The 24475-nt window shown below is 54.8% G+C and carries 20 protein-coding genes; 9 read left to right on the top strand and 11 right to left on the bottom strand.

Annotated features, from left to right (window positions below; all coding sequences use genetic code 11):
- Window positions 1-335 precede the first annotated feature (335 nt).
- The 3 genes from MUY35_RS15180 to MUY35_RS15170 all read left to right on the top strand — a co-directional run bounded on the left by MUY35_RS15180 (window position 336) and on the right by MUY35_RS15170 (window position 5604).
- Window positions 336-1091 carry a hypothetical protein gene (locus MUY35_RS15180; RefSeq protein ID WP_248370027.1) on the top strand — a complete coding sequence of 252 codons (756 nt, stop codon included), beginning with the start codon at window positions 336-338 and terminating at the stop codon, window positions 1089-1091.
- 231 nt (window positions 1092-1322) lie between these two features.
- Complete coding sequence (locus MUY35_RS15175; RefSeq protein WP_248370026.1) at window positions 1323-2102, top strand: DUF1837 domain-containing protein; 780 nt, start codon at window positions 1323-1325, stop codon at window positions 2100-2102.
- A complete protein-coding gene (locus tag MUY35_RS15170; RefSeq protein ID WP_248370025.1) occupies window positions 2086-5604 on the top strand; it encodes a DEAD/DEAH box helicase in 3519 nt (1172 codons plus the stop codon). The genes MUY35_RS15175 and MUY35_RS15170 overlap by 17 nt, the downstream gene beginning before the upstream one ends.
- Before the next feature lie 373 nt (window positions 5605-5977).
- Here the strand turns inward: MUY35_RS15170 and MUY35_RS15165 are convergent, their stop codons facing one another.
- Complete coding sequence (locus tag MUY35_RS15165; protein ID WP_248370024.1) at window positions 5978-6979, bottom strand: IS110 family transposase; 1002 nt, start codon at window positions 6977-6979, stop codon at window positions 5978-5980.
- Between the two features lie 230 nt (window positions 6980-7209).
- On the opposite strand from MUY35_RS15165, the gene MUY35_RS15160 reads away from it, so the two are divergent.
- Complete coding sequence (locus MUY35_RS15160) at window positions 7210-10116, top strand: UvrD-helicase domain-containing protein (RefSeq protein ID WP_248370023.1); 2907 nt, start codon at window positions 7210-7212, stop codon at window positions 10114-10116.
- Between the two features lie 120 nt (window positions 10117-10236).
- On the opposite strand, the gene MUY35_RS15155 is transcribed toward MUY35_RS15160, so the two are convergent.
- From MUY35_RS15155 to dcm, 3 genes are read right to left on the bottom strand one after another with little or no spacing between them, the layout of a single operon-like run.
- Window positions 10237-11523 carry an MvaI/BcnI family restriction endonuclease gene (locus MUY35_RS15155; protein ID WP_248370022.1) on the bottom strand — a complete coding sequence of 429 codons (1287 nt, stop codon included), beginning with the start codon at window positions 11521-11523 and terminating at the stop codon, window positions 10237-10239.
- Between the two features lie 25 nt (window positions 11524-11548).
- Window positions 11549-12010 carry a very short patch repair endonuclease gene (locus MUY35_RS15150; protein ID WP_248370021.1) on the bottom strand — a complete coding sequence of 154 codons (462 nt, stop codon included), beginning with the start codon at window positions 12008-12010 and terminating at the stop codon, window positions 11549-11551.
- Window positions 12003-13235, bottom strand: a complete 1233-nt coding sequence (gene dcm / locus MUY35_RS15145; RefSeq protein ID WP_248370020.1) for a DNA (cytosine-5-)-methyltransferase — start codon at window positions 13233-13235, stop codon at window positions 12003-12005. Before dcm ends, MUY35_RS15150 begins: the two co-directional genes overlap by 8 nt.
- Before the next feature lie 175 nt (window positions 13236-13410).
- Between dcm and MUY35_RS15140 the strand changes: the two genes are divergently transcribed.
- Window positions 13411-13626 (top strand): hypothetical protein, encoded by a 216-nt coding sequence (locus MUY35_RS15140; RefSeq protein WP_248370019.1) that lies wholly within the window; start codon window positions 13411-13413, stop codon window positions 13624-13626.
- 92 nt (window positions 13627-13718) lie between these two features.
- On the opposite strand, the gene MUY35_RS15135 is transcribed toward MUY35_RS15140, so the two are convergent.
- The 4 genes from MUY35_RS15135 to MUY35_RS15120 form a co-directional block, all read right to left on the bottom strand.
- A complete protein-coding gene (locus MUY35_RS15135) occupies window positions 13719-14126 on the bottom strand; it encodes a DUF5681 domain-containing protein (RefSeq protein ID WP_248370018.1) in 408 nt (135 codons plus the stop codon).
- Window positions 14123-15451 carry a DNA methyltransferase gene (locus MUY35_RS15130; protein ID WP_248370017.1) on the bottom strand — a complete coding sequence of 443 codons (1329 nt, stop codon included), beginning with the start codon at window positions 15449-15451 and terminating at the stop codon, window positions 14123-14125. Before MUY35_RS15130 ends, MUY35_RS15135 begins: the two co-directional genes overlap by 4 nt.
- A 77-nt stretch (window positions 15452-15528) precedes the next feature.
- Window positions 15529-16029: a hypothetical protein gene (locus tag MUY35_RS15125; RefSeq protein WP_248370016.1), complete on the bottom strand. Its 501-nt coding sequence runs from the start codon at window positions 16027-16029 to the stop codon at window positions 15529-15531.
- Entirely contained in the window at window positions 16019-16240 is a 222-nt protein-coding gene (locus MUY35_RS15120) for a helix-turn-helix transcriptional regulator (RefSeq protein ID WP_248370015.1), read from the bottom strand. The genes MUY35_RS15125 and MUY35_RS15120 overlap by 11 nt, the downstream gene beginning before the upstream one ends.
- A gap of 113 nt (window positions 16241-16353) precedes the next feature.
- On the opposite strand from MUY35_RS15120, the gene MUY35_RS15115 reads away from it, so the two are divergent.
- The gene (locus tag MUY35_RS15115; protein WP_248370014.1) at window positions 16354-16890 is read left to right on the top strand and encodes a hypothetical protein; all 537 of its coding nucleotides are present in this window, start codon (window positions 16354-16356) and stop codon (window positions 16888-16890) included.
- 154 nt (window positions 16891-17044) lie between these two features.
- Here the strand turns inward: MUY35_RS15115 and MUY35_RS15110 are convergent, their stop codons facing one another.
- From MUY35_RS15110 to MUY35_RS15100, 3 genes are read right to left on the bottom strand one after another with little or no spacing between them, the layout of a single operon-like run.
- Window positions 17045-18538, bottom strand: a complete 1494-nt coding sequence (locus tag MUY35_RS15110; protein ID WP_248370013.1) for a S8 family serine peptidase — start codon at window positions 18536-18538, stop codon at window positions 17045-17047.
- On the bottom strand, window positions 18535-19602 hold the full coding sequence (locus MUY35_RS15105) for a phosphatase PAP2 family protein (RefSeq protein ID WP_248370012.1): 1068 nt from the start codon (window positions 19600-19602) through the stop codon (window positions 18535-18537). The genes MUY35_RS15110 and MUY35_RS15105 overlap by 4 nt, the downstream gene beginning before the upstream one ends.
- 17 nt (window positions 19603-19619) lie before the next feature.
- A complete protein-coding gene (locus MUY35_RS15100; protein WP_248370011.1) occupies window positions 19620-21284 on the bottom strand; it encodes a hypothetical protein in 1665 nt (554 codons plus the stop codon).
- Window positions 21285-21434: 150 nt separating this feature from the next.
- On the opposite strand from MUY35_RS15100, the gene MUY35_RS15095 reads away from it, so the two are divergent.
- The 3 genes from MUY35_RS15095 to MUY35_RS15085 all read left to right on the top strand — a co-directional run bounded on the left by MUY35_RS15095 (window position 21435) and on the right by MUY35_RS15085 (window position 24193).
- Window positions 21435-21788 (top strand): hypothetical protein, encoded by a 354-nt coding sequence (locus MUY35_RS15095; RefSeq protein ID WP_248370010.1) that lies wholly within the window; start codon window positions 21435-21437, stop codon window positions 21786-21788.
- 29 nt (window positions 21789-21817) lie between these two features.
- Window positions 21818-22843: a hypothetical protein gene (locus MUY35_RS15090; RefSeq protein ID WP_248370009.1), complete on the top strand. Its 1026-nt coding sequence runs from the start codon at window positions 21818-21820 to the stop codon at window positions 22841-22843.
- Between the two features lie 585 nt (window positions 22844-23428).
- Window positions 23429-24193 carry a DUF6538 domain-containing protein gene (locus MUY35_RS15085; protein ID WP_248370008.1) on the top strand — a complete coding sequence of 255 codons (765 nt, stop codon included), beginning with the start codon at window positions 23429-23431 and terminating at the stop codon, window positions 24191-24193.
- Window positions 24194-24475: the final 282 nt, after the last annotated feature.

Below are 24475 nucleotides of genomic sequence, written 5' to 3'. Positions count from 1 at the left end.
TGGCCTATACCTTTTCCACTCAAGAGGCCGCCTTAGCGTTTGCGAACAGCTTTCCGTTCGGTGGCAAGAAATCCGCAAAGCGCCTAACAGTTCTAAGTAACCCAACTTCACAGGGCGACCGATACTGGCGGCGATGAAACCGGTCAATGCCATCTGATACATTTCGTTCAGCGGGTTCGGCCCTTTGTTGCCTTCGACTGGCTTTCTCTATGCTGCAGTGCAGCCGTCGAAGGAACATTCAAAACCCTTGATCTCTAAGTTGTATCATTCAAGGGTTGTGTTGCGCTCCGAACTTTCACAATCTGTTTCAACTATTTATTTTGAAAGGAATTCTTTTGACCAATACCATTCGTGTTCTTGTTCCAATCGACAGTCATGACAAGAACGCTCTCCAAACTGCGCTGGCTTATGCAAAAAAGATCTGCGAACAGGAGAATTTTTCAGACGTTGTCTTGCTGACACACACAAAGAACCAACTCACGCAAACAAGCTTGTCGGGTTTTCTCGGAAAGGCAGTGGTGCAAACTCTGGCAAAGGGAACAGCCTCATTGTCAGGGGGCATTAAACTGCACGCTGAAACGATGCGCACAATGAGCCAATCAGCTCGGAAATCGGTTGTGCTTGTTTACTATGCGGAGCAATCGATTCTCGATTTTGTCGATGGTCTGCACAACATAGGTGGAGTGGTAGTAGTGCCCGAGTTTGAAGGGGAAGCAGATGATTGGTCACAACGTTGGGGAGTTGTTGTACACGGTGAGAAACGGCAAGAACCTGCAACGTTGATCGAAGATCAGACCGTCGTCAAAGCGCTGGAGACACTGACACAGATCGTTAACCTATCCACCGGCTTAGGCAATCCGCGTGACAAAGAACATGCAAATACCGTGCTACGAATTCTTCGAGCAAAAGGACATGCCGATCCATCTCCTCACATCAAATCTTGGGCAATCCAACATGGTTGGCGTCCCAAAGATGGCCTGGCGCTGGAGGAATTGTCTCGTAAAATTTGGAATCTTAAGAGCAAGCCAAGCCTCTCAGGATTTTATAATGTTGAAGAACGCTATCAGAGTTGGCGGGATGATGGAGGTTAACACAAAAAGGAATTCTTAGATCTCGAGTGCATCGACCCAAAGCAGGCTGAGGTAGTCGAGGGCAAAGTCAGTGTAACGACATCAAAGCCAAGTAAGATGGATGACGAAATCCCTTTCTAATGAGCCACTACACAGGTCCACCAAAAAAGGCAATTTTTGAAGTTGAATTGGACTCTTATCCACTCTCTTACTTATGAAGTTCCAATTCTATTCTACGAAAGAAGTTTATGAATGCCCATATTCGATGGATGGTGCAGCACAGCGGATACTCCGGTTGGAAACAACACGCTTAGGGTGCTGACGGGCCACCCTGCACACCTGGGAGTGGGTGTTCAAGCGACGGCGACGGTTGTGCCAGGACACTATGCTTCAGAGGAGCATGTCGCCCGGGCTTTGAGGCGGCTTGGAAAGCCGGCGGCGGCAGCGCTGATTGAAGAGAAACTACCGACGACGAAAGCGATCCGTTCAGGGGACTTAGGCGAGATCTATGCGACAGAATGGATCGACGCACAGAGTAATGGCTATCGGGCCCCTATCAAGCGCCTGCGTTGGAAGGACCACCGCAACATGGCGATGCGCGGAGAGGACGTGATTGGAATGCTTCAAGATCCACAAAGCATGCGCCTTCATTTCCTTAAAACGGAAGCAAAAAGCCGGGCGGCTCTCAGCAATCAAACCCTTACCGAGGCGCGCGCAGGGCTGGACAAGGATGGTGGGCTTCCATCACCACATGCATTGTCGTTCGTCTCCGCACGATTGATGGAAATGGAAGATTTGCCGTTGGCCGACGCCATCGATGATGCACTACTAAAACACGGTATTCCAAAGGAAAATGTGCGGCATCTGCTCTTTACATTCTCCGGCAATGCGCCCGACGCGCTTCTGACTGCCGCCTTGCAAGCTTACCCCGGCGAGTTCAACCAATGGGGTGTTGGCCTACGCGTTGAGGGCCACGGTGCCTTCATCGGCGCGGTCTATGATCAGGTGATTGCCAATGCCAACAACGCCTGAAGAAATTATTGCCGACATTGCGCAAGCGACTGCTGCGGGGTTTCGCGGCAGCTTGATCGCGCGCGGACAGGCACGAGCGATCATCTGGCGTGATGGCGTGTTGCCACCAGACTCACCCAACTTCGATGACCGTCTGAGCTACGATCTGAATTCTTACGGCTATGCGCTTTTGGGTCTTGGTCTGCGACTTCGCGAACTTGACGGTGACGCGACGCAGGCGCGCATAGCGTTCGAACAAGCCGCTACAGCGCTAGAAGCAGTTGTCGCCAAAGGGGATCCGAACGAAAGCAATCGCAACTTCCACTTCGTGATGGCAGCAGCGAGCTACCATCTCGCCCACCTGACGGCTCGGGCATACTCGCTTCTCACAACCGTTGAGAATGACGAAAACTTCTCACCGCTCGAACGCGCCCTTGCGCTCCTTATGCGTCGGGACTTCACGGCGTTTCGGACCGTCGTGTTCGACTACCGTGCTTCGCAAACGGGCAGCGATACCAGTATTACTGAACTTCTACGGGCACGCCTGGACCAGAAAGAAGCAACCGAACCCGTTGTTGATGGCGGAGACGATTTTCTCTTCGAGGCCCTCGACACGGCATTGATCGACACGTTTTTTGCAGCGCTGTCCTTGTATGTTCTCGCCATCGAGCGGGGTGAAAGCGCGCTTGTGGATCAGGCAATTGAACGGCTTCAAAACAGCATGTCGATTTGCGCCGAGTTCAACCTCTTACCCCAATGGTGGTCCCATCGCATCGCCATCCACCTGCTCAGCGATCTTTGGTCGAACACGTTTCATGAACGCGTGCCGCTTCAACCCTTGGGTGGTGAAGCCGCTGACTGGCCCGCTCTCCGCGAGTTATTCATAGCGTCACTCCACCAACGGCGCAAAGCGGAGATCGATCTCTGGCCCTCTCAGATCGAAGCGGCGGCGCGCGCCGTGGATCAGTCCGACGATCTGGTAGTCTCTCTGCCGACAAGCGCCGGAAAAACCCGCATCGCAGAGCTTTGCATTTTGCGGTGTCTTTCTGGCGGACAGCGAGTGGTGTTTGTCACTCCGCTTCGGGCGCTCTCGGCCCAAACCGAAACTACCCTCCAAAAGACGTTTGGCCCTCTTGGGAAGACCATCTCTGCGCTCTACGGCAGTGTTGGGGTCAGCGGGTTTGATGAAGATGCGATCCGCGAGCGCAACATTGTGGTCGCTACACCCGAGAAGCTCGATTTTGCTCTCCGCAACGACCCATCTCTTCTGGACGACGTTGGCCTCCTGATCTTCGATGAAGGACACATGATTGGCATCAATGAGCGGGAGGTCCGATATGAAGTACAAATCCAACGCCTCCTGCGTCGACCGGACGCCGAGCAGCGACGAATTGTCTGCCTGTCAGCCATTTTGCCGGACGGCGATCAACTTGATGATTTCTCGCAGTGGTTACGGCGTGATCAGCCAGGAGATATAATCAAGCATGACTGGCGTCCGACAAGATTGAGGTTCGGAGAGGTCGTCTGGAACTCTCCGACAGCGCGTCTGAATCTCCGTGTTGGCGATGAACGTCCATGGGTTCAGCGCTTCATAGTCGGTGAGGTCCCTCCGACTTGGGTTCCACCGAAACGGCGCCGCACAACTCTATTCCCAAAGGATCAACGAGAACTCTGTCTAGCTACAGCTTGGCGATTGGTCGATGACGGCCAGACCGTATTGATCTTTTGCCCCATTCGGCGCAGTGTCGAACCTTTTGCCGAAGTCATTGTCGATCTTCATGAACGTGGAGCATTGCGATCACTCCTAGAAGTGGAACCGGATCAATTGGGCACTGCAATTGCCTTGGGTGAGGAATGGTTGGGACCCGACAGCGCACTCTTGAAATGCTTGCGCTTGGGGGTGGCGCTCCATCACGGCGCTCTCCCGACCGCTTACCGAAAGGAGATTGAACGCCTTTTGGGAGATGGTGTCCTCAAGGTGACGATTTCTTCGCCAACACTCGCACAGGGTCTGAATCTCTCGGCGACAGCTGTTGTGATGCATTCGCTGCACCGCAATCGGGAACGCATCGATGTTTCTGAGTTCAAGAACGTAATTGGCCGGGCCGGGCGGGCTTATGTCGATGTGGAAGGCGTCGTCCTCTTTCCAATGTTCGACGGCATTGCCCAGAAGCGACGGAACTGGGAGGCGCTGATCAGCGATCTGGGTGCCCGCAACATGGAGAGCGGACTCGCGCTGTTGGTTTGGACACTGTTGTCTCGAATGCATCGGCGCCTTGGGGGCGACCTGAACGCGCTAGTCGGATATGTCGCGAACAACGCGATTGCCTGGGCTTTCCCTGAGATTCCAAATGAAAAGCCAGAACATCGCGAGCGTGCGCATGCTGAGTGGGAGCGACATATCGCAAATCTCGATACCGCTATCCTGAGCCTGATCGGAGAAGATGACGTCCCAGACGCTGAGATTGAAGCTGCTCTCGATGCGATACTCCAATCATCGCTTTGGCATCGCCGACTTTTGCGCCTGAACGAAGATGTGCAGCTTGTCCTAAAGGCAGGCCTAGTCTCCCGCAGCCAATTCATCTGGAATCAATCCACTGCGCAGTCCCGCCGCGGGTATTTTCTTGCCGGAGTTGGACTATCAACAGGGTTGGCTTTAGATGCAATCGCTGCGGACGCAAATCAGTTGCTAGTTCAAGCTAACGGGGCACTGCTCAACGGTGAGGGTGAGGAAGCGATTGGTGCTATCAAAGCCCTTGCTGAAATGGTCTTTGCGATCGAACCGTTTGTGCCGGAGAAAATGCCAGACAATTGGCGTGACATTCTTCGCGCCTGGCTGTTGGGCGAGCCACTTGCTGCCGCAGCTGCAGGTCAGGAATCCGAGACGTTGCAATTCGTAGAAGGTGGGCTGGTCTATCGACTGTCTTGGGCGATGGAAGCCATTCGCGTTCGGGCCTCTGCGAATGGCGATACTATCGGCGACATCGGATTTACACTCGATGATTTTGAGCTCGGATATGCTGTTGCAGCTGTTGAAACGGGCACGATCAACCGATCTGCCGCCATGCTCATTCAGGCCGGATTCAACTCGCGGCTCGCCGCAATCAAAGCTGTGACAGATACAGGCACTAACTTTCAGACTGGTGACGAGCTTCGCTTGTGGTTGCAGTCCGAATCCGTTGCCGCTTGGAGCGCTCAACCCAATTGGCCTACGACCGAAACTAGGGACATGTGGGTCGCATTCACGAAGAGCTATGAACCGGCCGAAAGCTTAGTTTGGACTGATCGTCGATACTGGGCAAACGTTGAATGGTTTGACGGTCAACCAACAGCAGGCTCACCTGTGCAGATTCATCACAACGATGGGCAGTTATTTGCACTTGGCCCAGATGGAGAGCCGCTTGGTTTGGTGAAGGCTGCACTCAACCCTGGAAGGAATGGTTTGGTACGGGCCCATGTCGCCCAGGAAGAAGGCCGTATCGACATCTCCTATCTCGGTCCAGCGGGCCTATCCGGCGGATGACGGAAGCTAGCCACTCCATTTTAGAAGATCCCAATGTCCACTTTCGCAACTTGGCACTTTGCCACTCACAACCGCAGCGAATGTCAGCTTCTCTAATTGGGTGTCTGGGTCAAGCGCATTTTCCTTCTTCTAGATGATTAGGATCGCTTCTCCGGGTCACGCTTCTCTTCGCAGTCTGTTTTGGTGTTCGAATGGCACCGCTGCATGCATGTGTCGGATCGGTTGTGGAGAGCCCTGCTTCCCGGCGCGCTTCAAGTTGCGCAGCAGACATTTTCGTCTTCATCCACAGACCTCGTCCGGATTGGACGATCCCGTCAGTGTCGGTGTTTGGCGATTCAGATCATGCCGTTCCTCCTACCTGTTCCTGACGGAATTACGTGCCATCAATCCACATGCGGTGCAGAAGAACAGCGAGTTTACGGGCAACGGCTACAACCGCGCGTCTGCGGCCTTTGGTACGCATCAACCGCATTCCCCATGACTTGATCTGCGATCTAGCCATCGTTCTCATGAGCAAAGCATTGGCTGCCGCGTAGAGAGTGGCGCGTACATCCCGGTCGCCTGCCTTCGATATACGACCGGGATTATCGTGTTCACCGGACTGGTACCGCCTGGGTGTAAGTCCAAAATGCGCGGCGACTGTTCGTGATCGTTTGAACCGGCTTGGATCATCGACAGCAGCCTTGAACGTTAGTGCCGCGATTGGTCCAACACCAGGGACAGTCATCATGCGCATGCAGACCGCGTCCTGGGAGGCCGCGCGTTTTACCCGACGATCCAGTTCCAAGTAGTGCTGAAAGAGGACCGCCCGGGCATCCAGCAGTGGAATGATCGCGTGCGCGAGGACATCATCCATTTCAATCATGGGACGCACCAAGCTATCGAAGCTACCATGCTTGACTGTCTTGGGCAGCCTGACGCCGAAGATCTTCAACAGACCGCGCACCTCGTTGGCCAAATCCATGGTTTTCTTGAGTAATGCCTTTCGTGTGCTCAAGAGCGCACGCAGACCATGCGCCTCGCGGCTTTTCATGTGAACCGGGCTGAACCAACCAGTGCGCAGTATCTGCGCTATACCCCATGCATCTGTTTTATCTGTCTTGTTCCGCATGGCCGACAACGCCGCGCTGACCTGCCTGGCTTCCATACAGACGATGTCAAAGCCCTTCTCTTGCAGACCAAAGAACAAATGCTGGCTCAACGCACTTGCCTCGAACCCGATACGTTCAATAGATTGGCCGAACTCGGCGAGGCAATCGGCGATGTCATCAATCTCGCACGGCAACTCCCGTTCAAGATGCACCTTGCCCTTCCTGTCGACTATGCAAAGCGCACACGACCGAAGCGACACGTCTAATCCAACATAGTATTCCATTATCTGTCTCCCTTGTTCACAGCATTGCTGTGAGTTTATCGGGAGCTCGACCTCAGTGCAGGGTCAGCCCAATTACGCATGCTTCCCGCCCAGCCGTTCGCCCGATTTGAGAGCATTGCCGGGTATAAGTGGGCACAGTATTCGCCCATTCGCGTCTGCAATGTGTCCCAAAAGGTTCCCCGCTGTCCGATATCTGCTACACCTTGGGAAAGTCTGGTAATTTGGTGCTCATGAACCTCGCCTCAAAATCCTTCCTGGGGTTCCTGATTGACCCTCTCGGCCGACATCCAAGGTCCCTAACCCTGCAAGACAAGGGTATTGCGGCACGCGGGGCGGGTTCGCCCTGGATAGGGCTCGAAAACATCGCGACGCGCCCAGCAGTGAGGAAGGGCCTTCTCTCATCTTCGCTGTTACTCAATCTCGGCGGCGACCGGAATCTGACCTTGCCAGCGGTGGATGCGTCTGCAGCAAGATACTTCGCAGACGCGGCTGCCACCGCCTGGACGGATTTCAACCGGGCGGAGCTCGAAGCTGAGGACGCTGCGGTCCGCCGCATCCTGCAAGCGCTCGATTCGCTCAAGGTGCCGGATGCTTACCCAGCGGCATGCCACGTAGCGCCATTGGTGCGCGATGCTGCCGACCTGAACGGCCGTGTGCTGTCCAAGCTGAATGCGGAGGCCGTTGGCAACAAGGTGATGTCCCGAATTGCCCCGATCGTGGCGTTCGCATCCGATCCGAATGCCATCCGGGACGCGTCAATCGAGGCATTTGTGGAAGCACAGCTGCTTCGATGGAAGGATTTTTTCGACACGGTCGAGTCCATGCCACTGACGCCGGAACAGCGCCTATCGGTTGTCGTCGACGAAGACGCAACGCTGGTTCTGGCCGGCGCGGGGTCGGGCAAGACCAGCGTGATCACCGCCAAAGCCGCTTACCTCGTGAAGGCGGAGATACGGAAGCCAAGCGAGCTCCTGCTGCTTGCCTTCGCGAAAGACGCAGCAACTGAGATGTCGGAGCGGATCGAAGCCAGGTGCGGGGTCCCCGTGGCAGCTCGCACGTTCCACGCGTTGGCCTACGAGATCATTGGTGAGGTGGAAGGAGAGAAGCCGCCTTTGGCGCCGACCGCGACGGACGACAAGGCCTTCCTATCGCTCATGAAGGACATCCTGCGGCACATCGTGGCGACTGCCAGCGAGATCGCGCAAACCGTGATGGGCTGGTTCGCCGGGTTCTTCGACGACTTCCCGACAGAATGGGACTTCGAGACCAAGCACGAATGGTATGCGCAGATCGAAAGCCGCAACCTGCGGACGCTGCAAGGCGAGACGGTGAACAGCTTCGAAGAGCTTCTGATCGCCAACTGGCTCTTCAGAAACGGTATCGCCTACGAATACGAGCCGAGCTACGAGCACAAGCTCAAGAAGACCAGGCGCCGCGTCTACACACCCGATTTCCGGCTGACAGAGAGCGGCGTCTATATCGAGCATTTCGGCGTGCGCAAGAAACGCGGCAAGGACGGCAAGGAGGAGCTGACGACGGCCCCTTACGTTGATCGCGAGGAATACCTCGAGAGCATGGACTGGAAACGGCAGGTCCATGCCGAGCACGAGACGGTTCTGCTGGAAACCTACAGCTGGCAGCGTGAAGAAGGGCGGCTGCTTGACGCGCTTGCCGAGAAGCTCGAGCCCCACGTCACGCTGCGGCCGGTCCCGGACATCGAGATCTACGACCGCGTCGCTGAGGTCGGGGTGGTGGACAGCTTCACCTCGCTGATGGGCACCTTCCTGCGTCACTTCAAGAACGGCGGCTACCGGGTCGAGGACTGTTCAGACAAGGCGCAGACGCTGAAGATGGGCAAGCGCGCCGAGGCCTTCCTAAGGATCTTCGGGGCTGTGTTTCGGGAGTATCAATCCCGTCTGGGTGATCGGATCGACTTCGAGGACATGGTGAACCGCGCCACCGCACTCGTCGAGAGCGGGCGCTACCAGAGCCCGTTCCGACATATCCTCGTCGACGAGTTCCAGGATATCTCCACCGGGCGGGCGAAGCTGATCCAGGCACTCAAGCGCCAGCATTCCGATGCTAAGGTGTTTGCCGTCGGGGATGACTGGCAGTCGATCTACCGCTTCGCCGGGTCGGACATCCATATCATGCGCAATTTCGGTGCGGAATTCGGGGGCACCTATGCAGGTGCCACTGGTGTCCACCGCACTGTCGATCTCGGCCGGACCTTTCGATCAGTGGACAAGATTGCTCTGGCCGCCCGCCGCTTCGTTCTGCGCAACCCCGCGCAGATCACCAAGACGGTAATACCAGCAGGTGAGACGGACGAACCTTCGATCAAGATCGCCTGGACGCGGCGCGACACCGGGGAGAAAACCTTGGACGACGCCGTGGCTTCTCTTGCGGCCACTGAAGGCAAGGGAGGCGCAAAGCCGTCCATCCTGATCCTGGGACGATATCGGTTCCTGAGGCCCGATGTCGGGCGGCTTCTGCGCCAAAACCCCGGGGCGACGATCACCTTCAAGACCATCCATGCGTCGAAAGGTCTGGAGGCCGATCACGTCATCATCCTCGGTGCCGACAACGCGAAGATGGGCTTTCCGTCGATGATCGTCGACGACCCTCTGCTCAGCCTGGTATCGCCCGAGGCCGAGCCATATCCGAATGCCGAAGAAAGGCGCGTGATGTACGTCGCCGTGACCCGGGCCCGGCGGACCGTGACCATCCTTGCATCCGAAGCGCGCCCCTCCGTCTTCGTCGAGGAACTGATGAAAGAGCCCGAATTCGGTGTGGCTGTGCCCTTGGAGGCTCAGAAGCACACCCACACCTGTCCGGGTTGCGGAGGCCGTCTGCTTCACATGGCAGGAAAGGACGGTCGTGACTGGTATCGCTGCGAGCACGTGAAGCTGTGCGGCAGTCGCATGCCGGCTTGTCCCGCCTGCGGTGTCGGCCTTCCGATCCGTTCCCGGATCAGTGGAGAAATGGTTTGCACTGATTGCGGGGAGACCCAGCAGGCTTGCCCGAGTTGCGAAGCAGGATGGCTTGTAGAACGGCGCGGCCGCTATGGAGCATTTCTCGGCTGTGTCCGCTTCCCAGACTGTGATGGCAAAGCCAAGCTGCAGAAAAGTGCATGACATGCTGGAAGAGCGCGATCCAGCCGCCATTGATAGGACCGAAGACGAAGGTCCGCAGGCAGCGCATTCGGGACATTCATGGTCGCTGCAGCGAAAGTCCGGTTTCCGTCCATGAAGCCTTCACAGCATTTCCTGCTCAGCTTTTCGATAAAGCCCCGACAGTGCCTGATGCCGCACTCGAAACTGGCTCCGTCGCTTGAGCGCGGGTCTGGCTGAAGTCGCCCCCTCAAGTTTGAGCGCCGGATCATAGTAGACGACACCCGCTGAGACTGACTTGAGAAACAGGAAGAAGTCCGTCCCCTCGCACATCTCGATGCGACCGCCGTACTGGTATTCAAACGGAGGCCCCTGTCGGATTGATGGCACGTAACAGGCGCGCGCGTGCTTTCTGTTCCAGTGTGAAATCAGCCCTTCAAAGGCCCAGGTCGCCGCTCGCGTCCCATCAGCATCGACAAGATGGATGCCTCCGTCCATATCGGTGATTTTGCCCTGGGTGGCATCGTAGCCACTGAGGGAAAGGCTCAGTCCCGTCAGCCCGTTCGCCTCTTTGCCGATCGCGTATGCGCCGCCAAAATTGATCCGGTCGGATTTACCGGACTGATCCGGATAGCCAAATCGCCGGACAAATGCGTCCGGCCCGGCCTCACGGTAGTATCCGGCCGTCGGTTCAGGGGTCATTAACGTGACCACGCTTTTGGGTGCAAATCTGATGAAGTCACGGACACCGTACTGTTTGATCTCCCAGCCAAGGTAGTCGGGGTCGGCATTGCCGTTCGGCGTAATGCCAAGTTCTGCCTCAAGCGTGTATCCGCCACCGTTTTGGGCCTGATAGGGCTGAGGTCCGTGAGGTCCGAGCTTTTGGGACTTGATCCACCCAGTCTGGTGGATTTCTCTGAGCCGGTTGATGAGAGCTGTGCGAGTGTCTGCAACCCCGGTTCGCAACCCGGTCAGGTTCAGAAACACCCCTGTGGTTTCGGGAAGCTCTGCTGCATCAAGGGCTGACACGACAGGATCAGACCAGCCCGCGGCAAAACCAAAGACGCGACCGTCCGGACATGTGCCAAGGAAGAGAACCCGCCCCGGGTCGCGTGACCGCATCAGGTCTGAAGGCGCCCGCTCCGCGCCTTTGAGGAACCCGGAGATACGCACTTCAGGGTATTTCGGATAAAGGATCAGAGAGACGTCCGGCGCCAGTGACAAACCTTGCGCATCAATCCAATAGAACCGCACTCCTGCTTTTGCCCGATCCCGCACACTGCCTGCCTTTGACGAGCTGTCGGTTTCTATGGGCCCATGAGGAATAGTGTTGAGCGCTTCAAAACCTCCACCGAGATAAATCTGGTTCTTGGAATTGTCGTTTGGTGCAAGCCGCTTGGCATAAAATGCCGTTGCGCCAGCTGCAGCCATGCGATCCAGCAATGATGTCAGATTGTCAGACAGTGTCCTCGCCCCGGAAAGATGCTTCTTTCCGGTCAGAGGACAACCATGTGGCGATGTTGTCAATCAGGTCTTCCCGCGGAAGCTTGCCACGTCCCTTAAGGGCGCACTCCCAGACGCATGCAATCCGCCAGCCTGCAGCTTTAAGCGCAGCCAGGTTCCTCTGATCCCGTTCGACATTCCCGCCAATCTTTTCTCGCCAGAACTCTTCCCGGGTTTTTGGCCATTTGAAGAGCGGGCAATCATGCCCGTGCCAGTAGCAGCCGTTCACAAAAACCACGGCCTGGTACTTCGGCAGCACCAGATCCGGGCGGCCCGGAAGCTTGCGATCGTGCAACCGATAACGAAACCCGCGAGCGTGAAGCCCATGGCGGATGAGAAGTTCGGGTTTTGAATTGGTTCCCCGGATCGCCGCCATGTTGCGACTGCGAGCTTCCGGGTTATGGACGTCAGCCAACTTTTCTGACCGGATTAATCGTCTGTCCCTGCAGAATTGACCGGACATGCGGCTCCATAACCCGGGCGACCTCAGCAAAAACCGGGACGGCCACCGAGTTCCCAAACTGCTTGTAGGCCTGGGTGTCCGAAACCGGGATCCGGAAATCTTCTGGATAGCCCATCAGCCGGGCGCATTCCCGGGGAGTAAGTCGGCGGGGATTGTTCCCCTCGCCACGGCTCACCAGGATTTCGGATCCGTCTTTGTAATACCGGGCGGACAGGGTCCGGGCGATACTGTCGCCATCCACTAGCCCGAAGCCAAATCCGTTTCCCATGGCTTTATGCTTTGCGGCATAGTCCTGCAGGTATTTCCAAAGCTTGTCGGACAGGGTGTATTTGCCGCTGACGGCAGCGTCATTGCCGAGCGTGAAATGGCTCTCCGGGTTCTCATTGCCGTTCTCCGGGTGCAGGATGTCCCGCATGCGGCGCTCCCGGTGGGGTGGCAAAATAACATCATCGAAACTGAACGGCACGTCTTCGCGGAAGCCAACAATGACAATCCGCTCTCGGTGCTGCGGCACAAAATGAGCGGCATCAATGACCCGGGGTTCCGGCACATAGTAACCAAGCTCATCCCGCAGCTTACGCATGATGACCTGGAACGTACGACCTTTGTCATGGCTGCGCAGGTTCTTCACATTCTCGAGCATGAAGGCGGCAGGCCGGTGATGCTTGAGGATCCGCAGCACGTCAAAAAACAGTGTGCCCTGAGTTTCATCATCAAAGCCGTGAGCGCGGCCAAGAGCGTTCTTTTTCGATACCCCTGCAATTGAAAACGGCTGACAGGGAAAGCCCGCGACCAGCACGTCATGTTCGGGAATCTCTTCGGCTTCGATTTCGGTTATGTCCCCGGCAATCGGGCGGTTGTCAGAGAAATTGGCATCGTAGGTCTGCTGGGCGAACCGATCCCATTCTGAGGTGAACACGCAACGCCCGCCTGCGCTCTCCATAGCCTTGCGCAGCCCGCCAATCCCCGCGAACAGATCGATAAAGGAAAACGCCGTACCGGAAGTCTCCGGCTGACGCGCATCGACTTCCATACGAAGAAGGTTCATTACACCTTCGCGCGGGGTTTCCTCACCACGTTTCCAGCGGTAGATGTGTCCCTCAGAATAGCCGAGAATCTTTGCCGCTTCGGCGACTGAGTGCCCGGTTTTCTGTAATAGAAGTTCGAATTCGGTCATTCTGCGCGCCCTCCGGTGCCACGATTTAGTCTCGCGGGGAATTTTTTTGTCACTATGGCGGCAGGGTTCCCGTGAGACAAGAACATTCAGAAAACAATTTGGTGAATGTCGGGTTAATCCTGATCACAAAACAAACAACTGGACTTGCTTTCCAAAGGAAGCGTCAGTCGCCACTATGGAAAACGACCCGAAAGATACGGTTCAGCGCCTGTTTGCGGAAGTGACGGCCCGGCTTGAAGAAGCGGCACTTGCGGCACTTGAGGGGCAGTCGCCGTGGATAGACGCCGAAAAGGCCCGAACGGCCGCGTCGTCGGTGCGTGAACACCTGGCAGATATTGACCGAGGGCTGGATGCGGCTGAGATGATCGCCGCGCGGTATCTGCGCGACTGATCAGAAAACCTGCCCATCGACGGACGTCCAAGCCGGAAAAGCCATTCGGCTCCGGTCCGCGGAACCACTGTCGATGAAAGGTCTGTCATTTACTACTCTTCCGTTTCCGGGCCTCTTGCAAGAAACTCGTCGTGGGTCATGCGTTGACCGTCCGGCAGCACAAACTCCCACACAACGGGTTCCGGCTTGGTCTCGTTCTCAAGTAATTCCGGTGCGATCCGTTCGACCTCTTTCAGGAACGCCAGCATGTCACGCATGCTCCCGTTCATCGCCTTTTCAGTGAGTTTTTGCACATAGGCTTCGCGTAAACGGATTGTTTTTACCCTGCCGTTCACGCGCACCTGCACTTGTTGGTTCAATGTTTCCCGCAGTAGTGTTCGGACGTTCTCGCTCTTTTTAGGGCGGCCTTTGGTATTTCCCGATTGGCCCTTTTTAAACTGTGTTGCCTTTGGCGGTTTCCCATAGCCAACCTCATAGTCCTTATTGTGTTTTTTACTCATTGGTTTGCCTCGCGCTCTTTGGCGACAGCATCAAAACTCTCGAAACTATCTGCATGTATTGCTGTTTCGCCGGTCGCGTCTGCCAGACGGCGGATGGTCAGATCGGCGTAGTGCGGATCAAGTTCAACACCGACACCAATGCGACCGGTCTTCGCGGCCGCCAGCAGCGTCGTGCCGGATCCGGCAAAGCCGTCAGCGATGATGCCGCCACGTTTCGAGCAGTCCATGATCGCGTCGGCGATCATGTCTATCGGCTTCACCGTTGGGTGAGCTTCAAGGTCATCCATCCGGCCCGCGCGGAAAGTGTTTGCGCCCGCGTATGTCCAGAGGTTTGAGCGGTGTCGTCCGGTTTCACCCAGCCCGAAATTGTTGATGTGGCTTGCCCCACCATGCTTGAAGGCAAACACAAGTTCATGCTGCGAGCGATAAAACGACCCCATACCTGCGTTGGTTTTGGCCCAGACACAGAGGTTCTTGAATTCCGAATAAACCCCTTCAGAAGCATCAAGGAGTTCGCGCATATGACGCCAGTCCATACAGATGAAATGGATGGCACCATCGGCGCTGACTGAGGTCAGATTGCGGAATGCGCTGCGCAGGAAATCGGTAAAACCGCCCTGGCTCATTTCACCTGAAGCCATTGCGAACTCACGGTGCTGCTTCTTCCCGAGCCCGGACACATGACCGGCGATGGGCACATTGTACGGCGGATCTGTAAAGATCATCTGTGCCTTTTCATTGCCCATCAGAGTTTGCCATGACACGCGCTCAAGCGCATCACCGCAATACAGGCGATGTGAACCAATCAGCCAGAGATCGCCTTTTCGGCTGACCGGTGATGCGTCTGTTTGCGGGAGCGGAACGATCTCTGGCTCCGATGGTTTGTCATCCGCCAACAGCACATCAATCTCGCCCATCTCAAAACCGGTCAGTTCGATACTGAAACCAATATCCATTTCCAGAAGGCCCTGTAGCTCGATTGCCAGCAATTCATCATCCCAGCCGGCGTTTTCCGCCAGTTTGTTGTCAGCAATGATGTATGCGCGTTTCTCTGCTTCACTCATATGATCAAGCTGCAGGGCCGGTACCTCTGGCATACCAAGCAGCTTGGCAGCCTCGAGACGTCCGTGACCGGCAATAACACCGCCGTCCGCATCGATCAGGACAGGGTTGGTCCAGCCAAAAGTTGTAATACTGTCTGCGATTTGCCGGATTTGCTTTTTGGAATGCGTGCGCGGGTTGTTTGCATATGGCTTGAGGTCGGAAACCCGCCTTGGTTCAATGCGGCCCGTGGGCAGGGATGTCGACAGGTTCTGTTTGTTCATGGGATCACCGGAGGTTTGTTCGTCGCGAACAACTCTGGCTGCAAACTGGCCTGATAGCTTGCCCAACAATCAGAGGGTTATTTCCGGGCGGATTTCCCATTTGGTGATTTTGCAGCCCCCGCAAGGTTGCGTAGTTTCTTGTGATGCCCAGGCTGCCCATAGAGCATGTATGAAACGATCATCCAGGCCGCCTCCGAAGGGGAATAGCTGTCTTCGACTTCGGGAGCATAGGTGTTATTCATGCTCACTGCCTCCGGTAGAGCATCCGGATCACCTTTCTGGGCCTTGCGGATGGCATCATAGCAGTGGGCCGCATGCAAGCCGACAACACGACGCTCCAAGGGCGATTCACCCTTCCGGCCACGGGTTTCAATACTGCCTTCAAGGTAGTCACAAATCCAACCCAACAGCTCTGGAGGCAGTTCTGACGCCTCATGTTCACGAAGTTCGCTTGCGATGTCGACTGGGTCGACCTTCTCCGGCTCGCCCTGTTCAATGTGGCGAAGGGCGCTGGCGAAAGGGCGTAAATCTACCGCTGGTCTGATCTGGCAATCATCGTTTTTATTGTCATTCCCCATCGACTGGTTCTTCCAGAAGTTTGGACGCCGGGATGCCGAGGGGCTCCGCCAATTGAGCCAGAACAAGAACTGTCGGGTTCCGTACGCCTCGCTCAACACCGCTGACATAGGTTCGGTGAAGGCCGCATTCCAGCGCCAGCCTCTCCTGTGAGAAACCGGCAGCCTTGCGGTATGTCTTGAGATTCAGCCCGACCAGCCTGCGAATATCCATCCCTATCTTGGGTCATGAATGCAGACGTCAAATCTACAGACTATGAGTCTCTTTTTGCTTGACTGGTTGCCATCTGGAAGCGTGACTGATGCCCAGGTCATTGCGGAGCAATAATGAAAGACACCATGCACAACGATGCTTCCAGCCTTCGGGAACAGTATCTTGAATACGGCTTTCTCGGTGAACTCTGCCGGGAGATGTGGAAACGCGGGATTGAAATGGACATCCTGCGCAGCCATACCGACCGCAGCGGCTATGACATCCTGCTGGAGGCGAATGGCATTGAGCGACATGTGCAGATGAAATCCAGCTTCATCGGAGCCAAAACCGCAAGGCAAAAGATCAACATTCGGCTGGCAGACAAACCATCAGGCTGCGTGATCTGGGTACGCTTCGACCCGGAATCTCTCAAGCTGGCAGAGTTTCTGTGGTTCGGTGCACAGCCCGGCGAACCACTGCCCGAACTGGGAGACAAGATCGGCAAACATGAGAAGGGCGATCAACACGGATACAAAGCCCAACGTGCTGCTATCCGGATGATCAACAAAGGTAGGTTTGAACTTGTACCTAGCATACCCGATCTTGCGGACCGCCTGTTCGCACCGGACTTAACAAAATGGCGCTTACGCGCCGTTGTATGCATTGCTTGAGAATACGAGAGCGAATAGCATACACAGCTGCAGTGCGGGGCAAGGCGCCAACTCAGTCTGCTAATCTCAATAGAGTTTTGGCCTTGCCATCAACTGCCGGGTGGCATCTCGCGGTCATGCCGGCAGCCCCCTCCAATTGTTTCGGGTCAAACACTTATTTACGGAACAAATGGAGCGCCAAATCTCTTCCGAGCAACTTGGCCAAAGTGCCGGCTTCGTCTTTGGGCCTCGCGCCAGGACGGGTTAATTTTAGCATGCTAGGTGGGATCAAGCTAGCAAGTCCACCTGCGATGGCGGCGGACGCCGACGTGCCTGCAAACCGACAGAACAACGAGGCAATTTCGTAATGCTCCCCGTCCGCCAAGGGCTTGTACTTGTAAGACGCAGGATTATAACCAAAGCGTCCTGGAAGATCAGTGGTAATGACGTCCCGAGGTGGATATTTCGTAGATGCTTTGGGGCTTCCCAACTCCTTATCGATAGTCCCCCAAGGATCGATTTTCTGTTCTGTCTGATCAAACCTCGGCAATTCTGTACTTAACGTACGGATCATCCACTGTGAATTCTTCTCATGATTTGAAGTTTCCTCGAGACCGATGGCTATCTCGAAATCAGGTGAGTAGCTCAGGTCATTCACAACAACGGTCGTGTGGCCACCTTCTTCGACATAGTATCTTTCGCAAGCACCCACGGCCCAAGGACCTTCCCTTTCGGAACTTAGGGATGCGGGATAGACTAGGTTTTCTAGATCATCATTGCCTGCGGCGCAAAATACGAGGCTTTCCTTACAAAGGTCAAGAAAAGCATCTTCCAAATCTTCCCAAGGTGTACCATTGTATTCAGCTGGGCGCTCCCAAGAATCAGCGACGACCACGATCGAGGGCGCAAGACATCTCGCGTATTGAATTGCGTAGAAAAGCATCTCAGGACGCGGTGATGCAGACACCGAAAGCGGAACAATCTGACTGAACGGATTAACCCCGGCGTAGGGAAGTTCCACGCATTGGCGAATGACGGACTCGTCGAAATCGCCATCAGCACGGCCGTGAAAAAATGCAGGTTCCCGGAGCGAAATTGTTGTCGGTCTCGCTCCGATCAAACCAGCGACAGCAGTGCCGTGAGCTCCAAAGACTCGCTGCTGGCTGTTTTTAAGCAAATCATTGTTATTATTGTTATATTTTTCGGTGATCCAAGCGCGCTCTTTGGCGATGGCAGCACCCAAATCGGGTTCCATTGTCATGGTCGCAGCTTCGATCTGCATTCTCGAAGCATCGTTGGCCGGGACAATATTTGTATCGAGGACAGCAAACGTCCCCTTATCGAACCGACTGAAATCCCGCATCAGTGCTTTGTCGACTGAATCTTTTAAATTGGGGTGATTGTAATCCACTGCAGTATCAATAATCACAACACGCATAGGTGGGTTGTCGGCTACACCCGCATATGCCTTTGCTTCGTCCCAAGCAGGGCTAGTGTAGCTCCCAAGGTCGTTCACGAGCCCCAATTCCTTGAGGTGCCAGAGCGCATGAAACGCCGGGCGGAAGCCAGTGCCGGACGGGTGACTGAAAAAATCGGGATGGCTGTCAACATAGCGAAGGTCGTTGTCAGCTGCATAGATTGGCTTTGGATTCTGTAAGTCGTTGTTCATGAGAAGTAATCCTCTCCTAGCCACTCCGCGCGGACATCGCGGATCTGGTCCTCAAGAATAATTTCGAACATCGGCGCGCATAGGCGAGCAAGCAATTGGCCGCCTTTCGTGTCCGACGGGATATGCAGGCCAGCATGTTCGCGGTTTTCAGCCACTTCCTGCGCTGCAAAAAAAAGTGCTTCGCCACCTGGGTGCTCCGGGACCGCGCGCGTGAAAACTTCGGCGATCAGGAAAGACTGGAAGGCGTGGTTCGACGGATAAGAAGAAAAGGCTGGCACCGGAATGAAGGGCTCCAACTTGGAGTTAAGGATATGCGGTCGGGGTGCATTGAAGCGTTCCTTATAGAGGAGCCCGATCAAGCTTCCGAGCCAGAGGATGGTCTGGAACATGACTGCTGTTTGCCCGCCCGGTGTGGCGACGTCTGCGCCGAGTGGAAGCATGAATGCTGTCAGGTCGTTGCTAGCCTCGATGCGTATGCGTTCCCGACGATATTCTTGGTTGGGCTCGCGGAGCGCATTCTGAAGATCAATAAGCGTTATCGCCTCGTCTAACCGAACCTGAACTGCCGGCGGCGGTGGGAGAACATCGGGCGGGAAACAGTCCCAACCAAATTCCTCCCTAAGATTGAAGAGCCGGTCAAGTTCCCGCCAGGGAACCTCAATCGTCGGCCAATCAATACCTCTAGTGGTTAAGCCCGTAGCGCCGGCACTGTAGACAGATTTGTGAAGACTCTTATGCAGACTTTTGTGAAGGCTCTTGTGGAGCGATTTATGCAGTGATTTGTGCAGTAATCCACCGCCGACGCTGAATGTACTGTTCCGATCGTTAACTCTTGGATTGATGGCATCGCCGAGAGCTTCAAAAAGAGCGTTCAGATCACTGGGGATATTACCCTCAAAGAACTCCACGATTGCCCCAATGAATTCGGAAAGTGAATTGTACACAGGTGGAGTCTTTCGCAAACTCAATCTATCGTTGTCCACCAATAGCCATCCGAGTTTCAGTATCTCCACGATCTCGGTCTCACACTCAATTTCTTTGTGTTGCTCGCATTCTTCAGTCATTAATTCCCCCTATTTCCTCAGGTAATTCCATTGCGTTGAAAGCTCTCGGTAAGCGACCGCCCTAGGTCACTCGGAGTTCGACGGATCATGCTCTCAGTCCAGGCGCCAAAGTCATAATTCGGACGAAGGCGCCGAATGCGCGTGTGCATTAGCATGGCATCTTGCTGGTTCCCCACTAGTGCGAACCCAGCCATCGAATAGCGCAATGCACCGATGAAACGCGGCTTACGCATTAGCGCCTGATTGGCGTACTTGAGCGACGTGTGGTAATCTCCACGCGCCATCGCCAGCATCGATCCGGTAACATCATAGGTGTATCGCCACGGACTGCTTGCACCGAACTTTTGGCAGCGCTGAAAAGCTGATTCAGATCCTTCCAGATTGCCTCGCATCATCCTCACCACGGCAAGATGATCAAGATTGAGGGCAAGGGTCGGTGCCAGATCATGTGCACTTTCGAGCAGTAATTCTGCAAGATCGTTCTCGCCTAGCAGCATGTGGGCGCAGTAGCCTGCGAGGCTCTGCCAAAGAGGTAACATCGGATTGGAATTTGGGACGTTCGCAATCAACTCGCAGAGAGTTTCCGGGGAAATTCGATGTTCCGTCTCTAAGCCCTCGTTCTCTTTGAAAACTTGTGCAAATAATCGCAAGCACTCGAACACTGGCGGAGCTCCATTCTCAATCATGCATTGGATCTGGGTTTCGGTTCTGTGAATGAGTTTGTCATCCAGAGAAAACAGCGCGGTAATTGCCGTCCAGGGGAAAAGATCGGGCACGTTGCCGGCGACACTGCTCGAGGCGAGATGTGCGAGTAATGTCTCCGTCGCGACGTTTGCATGATCCTCGACGTGCACCGAGTAGGCATCGAACGGAACAGAAACCCAGACAATACGTCGGGAACTGGCCTCGAACAGCCGGAGTGTCAATCGCAGACAACTACCTCGCAGTTCGACAATGGGTTGTAAGAGATGCGTTGGACCGGTTCCGGACTCGATTGGCAGCGGTAGAGCGTCTACATCGAAGCCGCGCAGATCGTGGATATCAAGCTCAGTCATGTAGGACACGGATCGCGCCATCGAGTCGAGCACCGCGTTGATTCGAAAGAGTTCTTCGAGATTCAAGTCGGCATGAATTGCGGGGAAAATACCGAGAACTACGGGTCGATTTGGCCTAGTTCCAATCTGTGCCAACGTTCCAATCTCGACTGGCGCAGGTACATTGTCGATGTCGTATCCAACGCGCTTAGCGCGAAGCCAATCTTCGAATCCTTCGCAATCCTGCAGCGGCAGGTCCAATCCTTCCAAAAAAGTTGCACCGGGCACCAAACCGGGGTGCGCCAATATCCGGTCACGTGCAAGAGAGATCACATTACGGTCGGCTTGGATAACATCCTCGCCAAGGGCCGCGATATCTCGCTTCAGCAGATAAACGGCGGTGCGCAGGCTTGCATTGGACTTCGCTCGGGTGGCGGAACCCCAAAACATTTCCTGAAGAACTCGCCGCGACGTGGATTGGGTTGGCGCATCAATCAAAACGGCGAGTATTGCCTGGCGCAAAGGGCTACTGGGAGTTATATCAAAATCGTTATTTAACCTCAGCCGAAAGGGTCCATATAAATGTGCTCGTGCCGTAGCCGTTTGGCTCCGCTCAAGCACGTCCGCTTCCTCAGATTCACGATCCAAGTCCGTTTGCCTTTCAATTAGCCGCCAGAGTGTTTCAGAAAACTTTTGGGCACGAGGAGCGTTCTGAAAGGGGCCGATGACGCTTTGATGACGGTCAGCTCATAGTCTCTCTTCACACGCAGAATGTGCGTGAGACACTGGAGAGAAAAAATGTTCAAAAACTTCATACATGACCATAAATCCGAAATCACCGGAATAGCGCAGCTTACGTTTATAGGGGCAACACTACTCCTGATTGCAATTCCAATCAATGCAACCGCGCAACAATCCGGCTCTTGCCAGCCATCGTACTCAATGGCCTGTCAAAACCTGCGCGGCACTCAAAGTAACGACTCATTCAATTCCTACAATCGTATCCAGCGCCAAAACGAAGATCGGCAACATAAAGAATATCTGCGCCGAAACGACTTCCAGAATGGCGTTACTCAAAGGACTGGCCCTACAGGAGGGATCAGAGATGGCGGCCGCGGTGGCTGGGTTGGTTACCAATGGTCGACCCAATAAGTCGAGAACACAAATCAGGAGCATTGAAAATGAAAACGTCGAAACTAATCAACTCCACAACAACAGCTGCAGCCATCACTTTGTTGTTTGCATTTCAATCGAATGCCGATGGTGCAGACGCAACCGAGCTACCCGAAGTTGCGGTGATCAACGAAATCCAAACCATTAGGCAGGCGGATTTGTTGAAGCTGTCAGAGCCTTTCGTCGTCAATGGCGATACCCGGTTTGATGGATGGTTCATCAAGACGGACAGGCTGGTCTTCGAACCAGGTGCAAAGCTAACCTTTTCGGCGCAGGCGCTAGACCGACGGCGAAATTTCTTCATCATCGCTAGAGACATAGTCGTTCGGGATCCGGCAAATCCGGGGACCATCACCTACGAAAAACCTCCAACCGCCACTGCGTCTGCAAAACCGGGTCAAGGTCCCACCGGTACACATGGCCCCGCTGACGGCAATCCGGGTGGGACTGGGGGAGGAGGTGAAACAGGCGTACCGGGTGCGACGGGATTTGCCAGCCCATCAATAACCATTGCCACCCTGAATGTGCCGTCCTCAGGGCCGCACGTCGATTTGACCGGCGGAACTGGTGGGCAAGGTGGGCAAGGTCAGAAAGGTGGCGACGGAGGTAACGGGCGGAAAGGAACGCCTGCATCTTCAAGCTTTTTTGACTGCAAAGCTGGTGGTGGTCGCGGCGGAAACGGTGGCACCGGTGGGCGCGGAGGCGATGGAGGTGTTGCTGGCACGGGTGGTAGCGGTGGTACCGTGACAATATTGTCGTCCGCTTCGTTGCTCCCGAGTCTAAGCCAAAAGTTCAGGGTTACCGTTTCGAGCGGGCAACCCGGTTCCCCAGGGGCGCCCGGTATTGGAGGTAGAGGTGGTGCTGCGGGTCCGGGTGGACAGGAAGCAAAACCCTATTGCGGTGGAGGACCCGCCGGATCTCCCGGGTCAGTCGGCAGCTCGGGGGCCAACGGGCAGGCCGGTTCACCTGGAACCGATGGTGACTTTTTCGTAGGCATCGTTGACAAAAATCATTTCCCAACAGTCTTCGATTGAAAAGCGAAAGCGCCGGTAACCGGCGCTTTCAAATTCTGGAACAATTTTACCATGTAGCCACGAAAGTCTGTAATCGATTGCTCAAGGGCCTTTTTGTACTTGGTGAAGCATTTTGACCGTGATCTCAAACCCAGCATTCACCGCAACTCCATAGAAAGCCTGCTTCACTATGAATGCAAGTATTTGGGAAAAAATAGTCAACCCGCATACTGCCACAGTCGTTTCCCTGCTCCCCCGCGTTATTTCATTGATAACCGCGTGGAATTTCCCTGTTGATTAGTTTAGGGAATTCCTTTGCAAGCCACTGTTTTCTTAACTGAATTCAAGACCTCCAGCCCGAAAATCGATAAATTCAGCAGTTTTTCCCTGTTAATTTCCCTGTTCTTTGGGAAATTATAGCCCAGACTGGCTAGCTTGAGACTGCGAACACAGCCAACTTCCACATAACCTATTGATTTTACTGAGACGCGTTTTGCTCGTTGGGAATCTATTCCCAGCTGCATCTCGTAGGTGCATCACGTTTAAGCATCTCGCTCGGTTTGCGAAATAAAGTTTCGACACCTTCCAACCCGAGGGGATGTCGTTATGACTGGACTAAATCATGTTACCCGCCGTGGAGCGGTTTACATTTGGCGAAGACGCTTGCCTGCAAGGGTTTCCAAGACCTCGTACATTCAAATCAGCTTTCGCACTTCGCGGTTTTCCACAGCTAAGATTCTCGCAAATATTGTGAACTCGGGCTTTGAGGCCTGTAATGAACGTATGAAAAGCAAGCGGATCACAAAGACTGAGGCGCAGCGCTTCTTGTCCGATCTGGTTGCACAGAAACTGGAGCAAATCGAAGAAGAGCGATATTATGAGCCAGACGCCCCAACGCCAGAGGAATGGTGGCAGCGATATCTCGCACAGAGAAGCCGAGCGGTTGCGTCGCGCCTCGTGGCGGCCCGTGGGTGCGCAGCAGAGCTCTTACCTGAAGATAACGCGGAGTTGGGGAAAGGTGGGTATTCCGAGCAAGATTTGTCCTGTATTCACAAGGAGATTGCAGCCCTAAAAACTGAAATCGCAACCCCAGAGTATGAAGCATCAAGCCGGGCAATGGCTGAGGCAGACCTTGGTCGTCCTGACTGTGATGCCCCGGCTCTACGTGCGGTGAGATCATTGCGCTTAGTGGCGCAAGCAGAAGCATTGGAGCGCTTTGATCGTCGGAAGGTGGCATCGCCTTATCCGAATCTGGATCTCGATTTGCCACCAGCAATTAGTGACCATTTACATTTGGTCAATCTCGATCCTCCCAAGCCGCTTGAACGTCGTCGCTACAGCGATGAAATCACGTCTATCGTGTCTGACTAGATCGCAAGCCGAAACCGTGTTGAGGATGACCCAGCCGAACTTATGAAAATTGCTAAAGATGTGAAGCAACGCAGGGCTGTCCTAGCTCAATTCGCTGAAGCGACGAACGTGACTGCTCTCTAACCTACGACAGGAAGACTTGTTTTACTATGTCAGTGTTTTGAAGAGATTGCCAAAGATCTATCGCAAAAGCCCAGACGACCAAGCACGATCCCTTGAAGAAATTCTGAAGCGGGCGGAAGAGTTAGCATCACAAGAGGTGGGGCTGTCCCCGAACACGAT

The sequence above is a fragment of the Aliiroseovarius sp. S1339 genome (assembly GCF_023195695.1).
Lineage (GTDB): Bacteria > Pseudomonadota > Alphaproteobacteria > Rhodobacterales > Rhodobacteraceae > Aliiroseovarius.
Note: the sequence above shows the minus strand (reverse complement) of the source record. Positions and strands in the feature narration are given on the sequence as shown.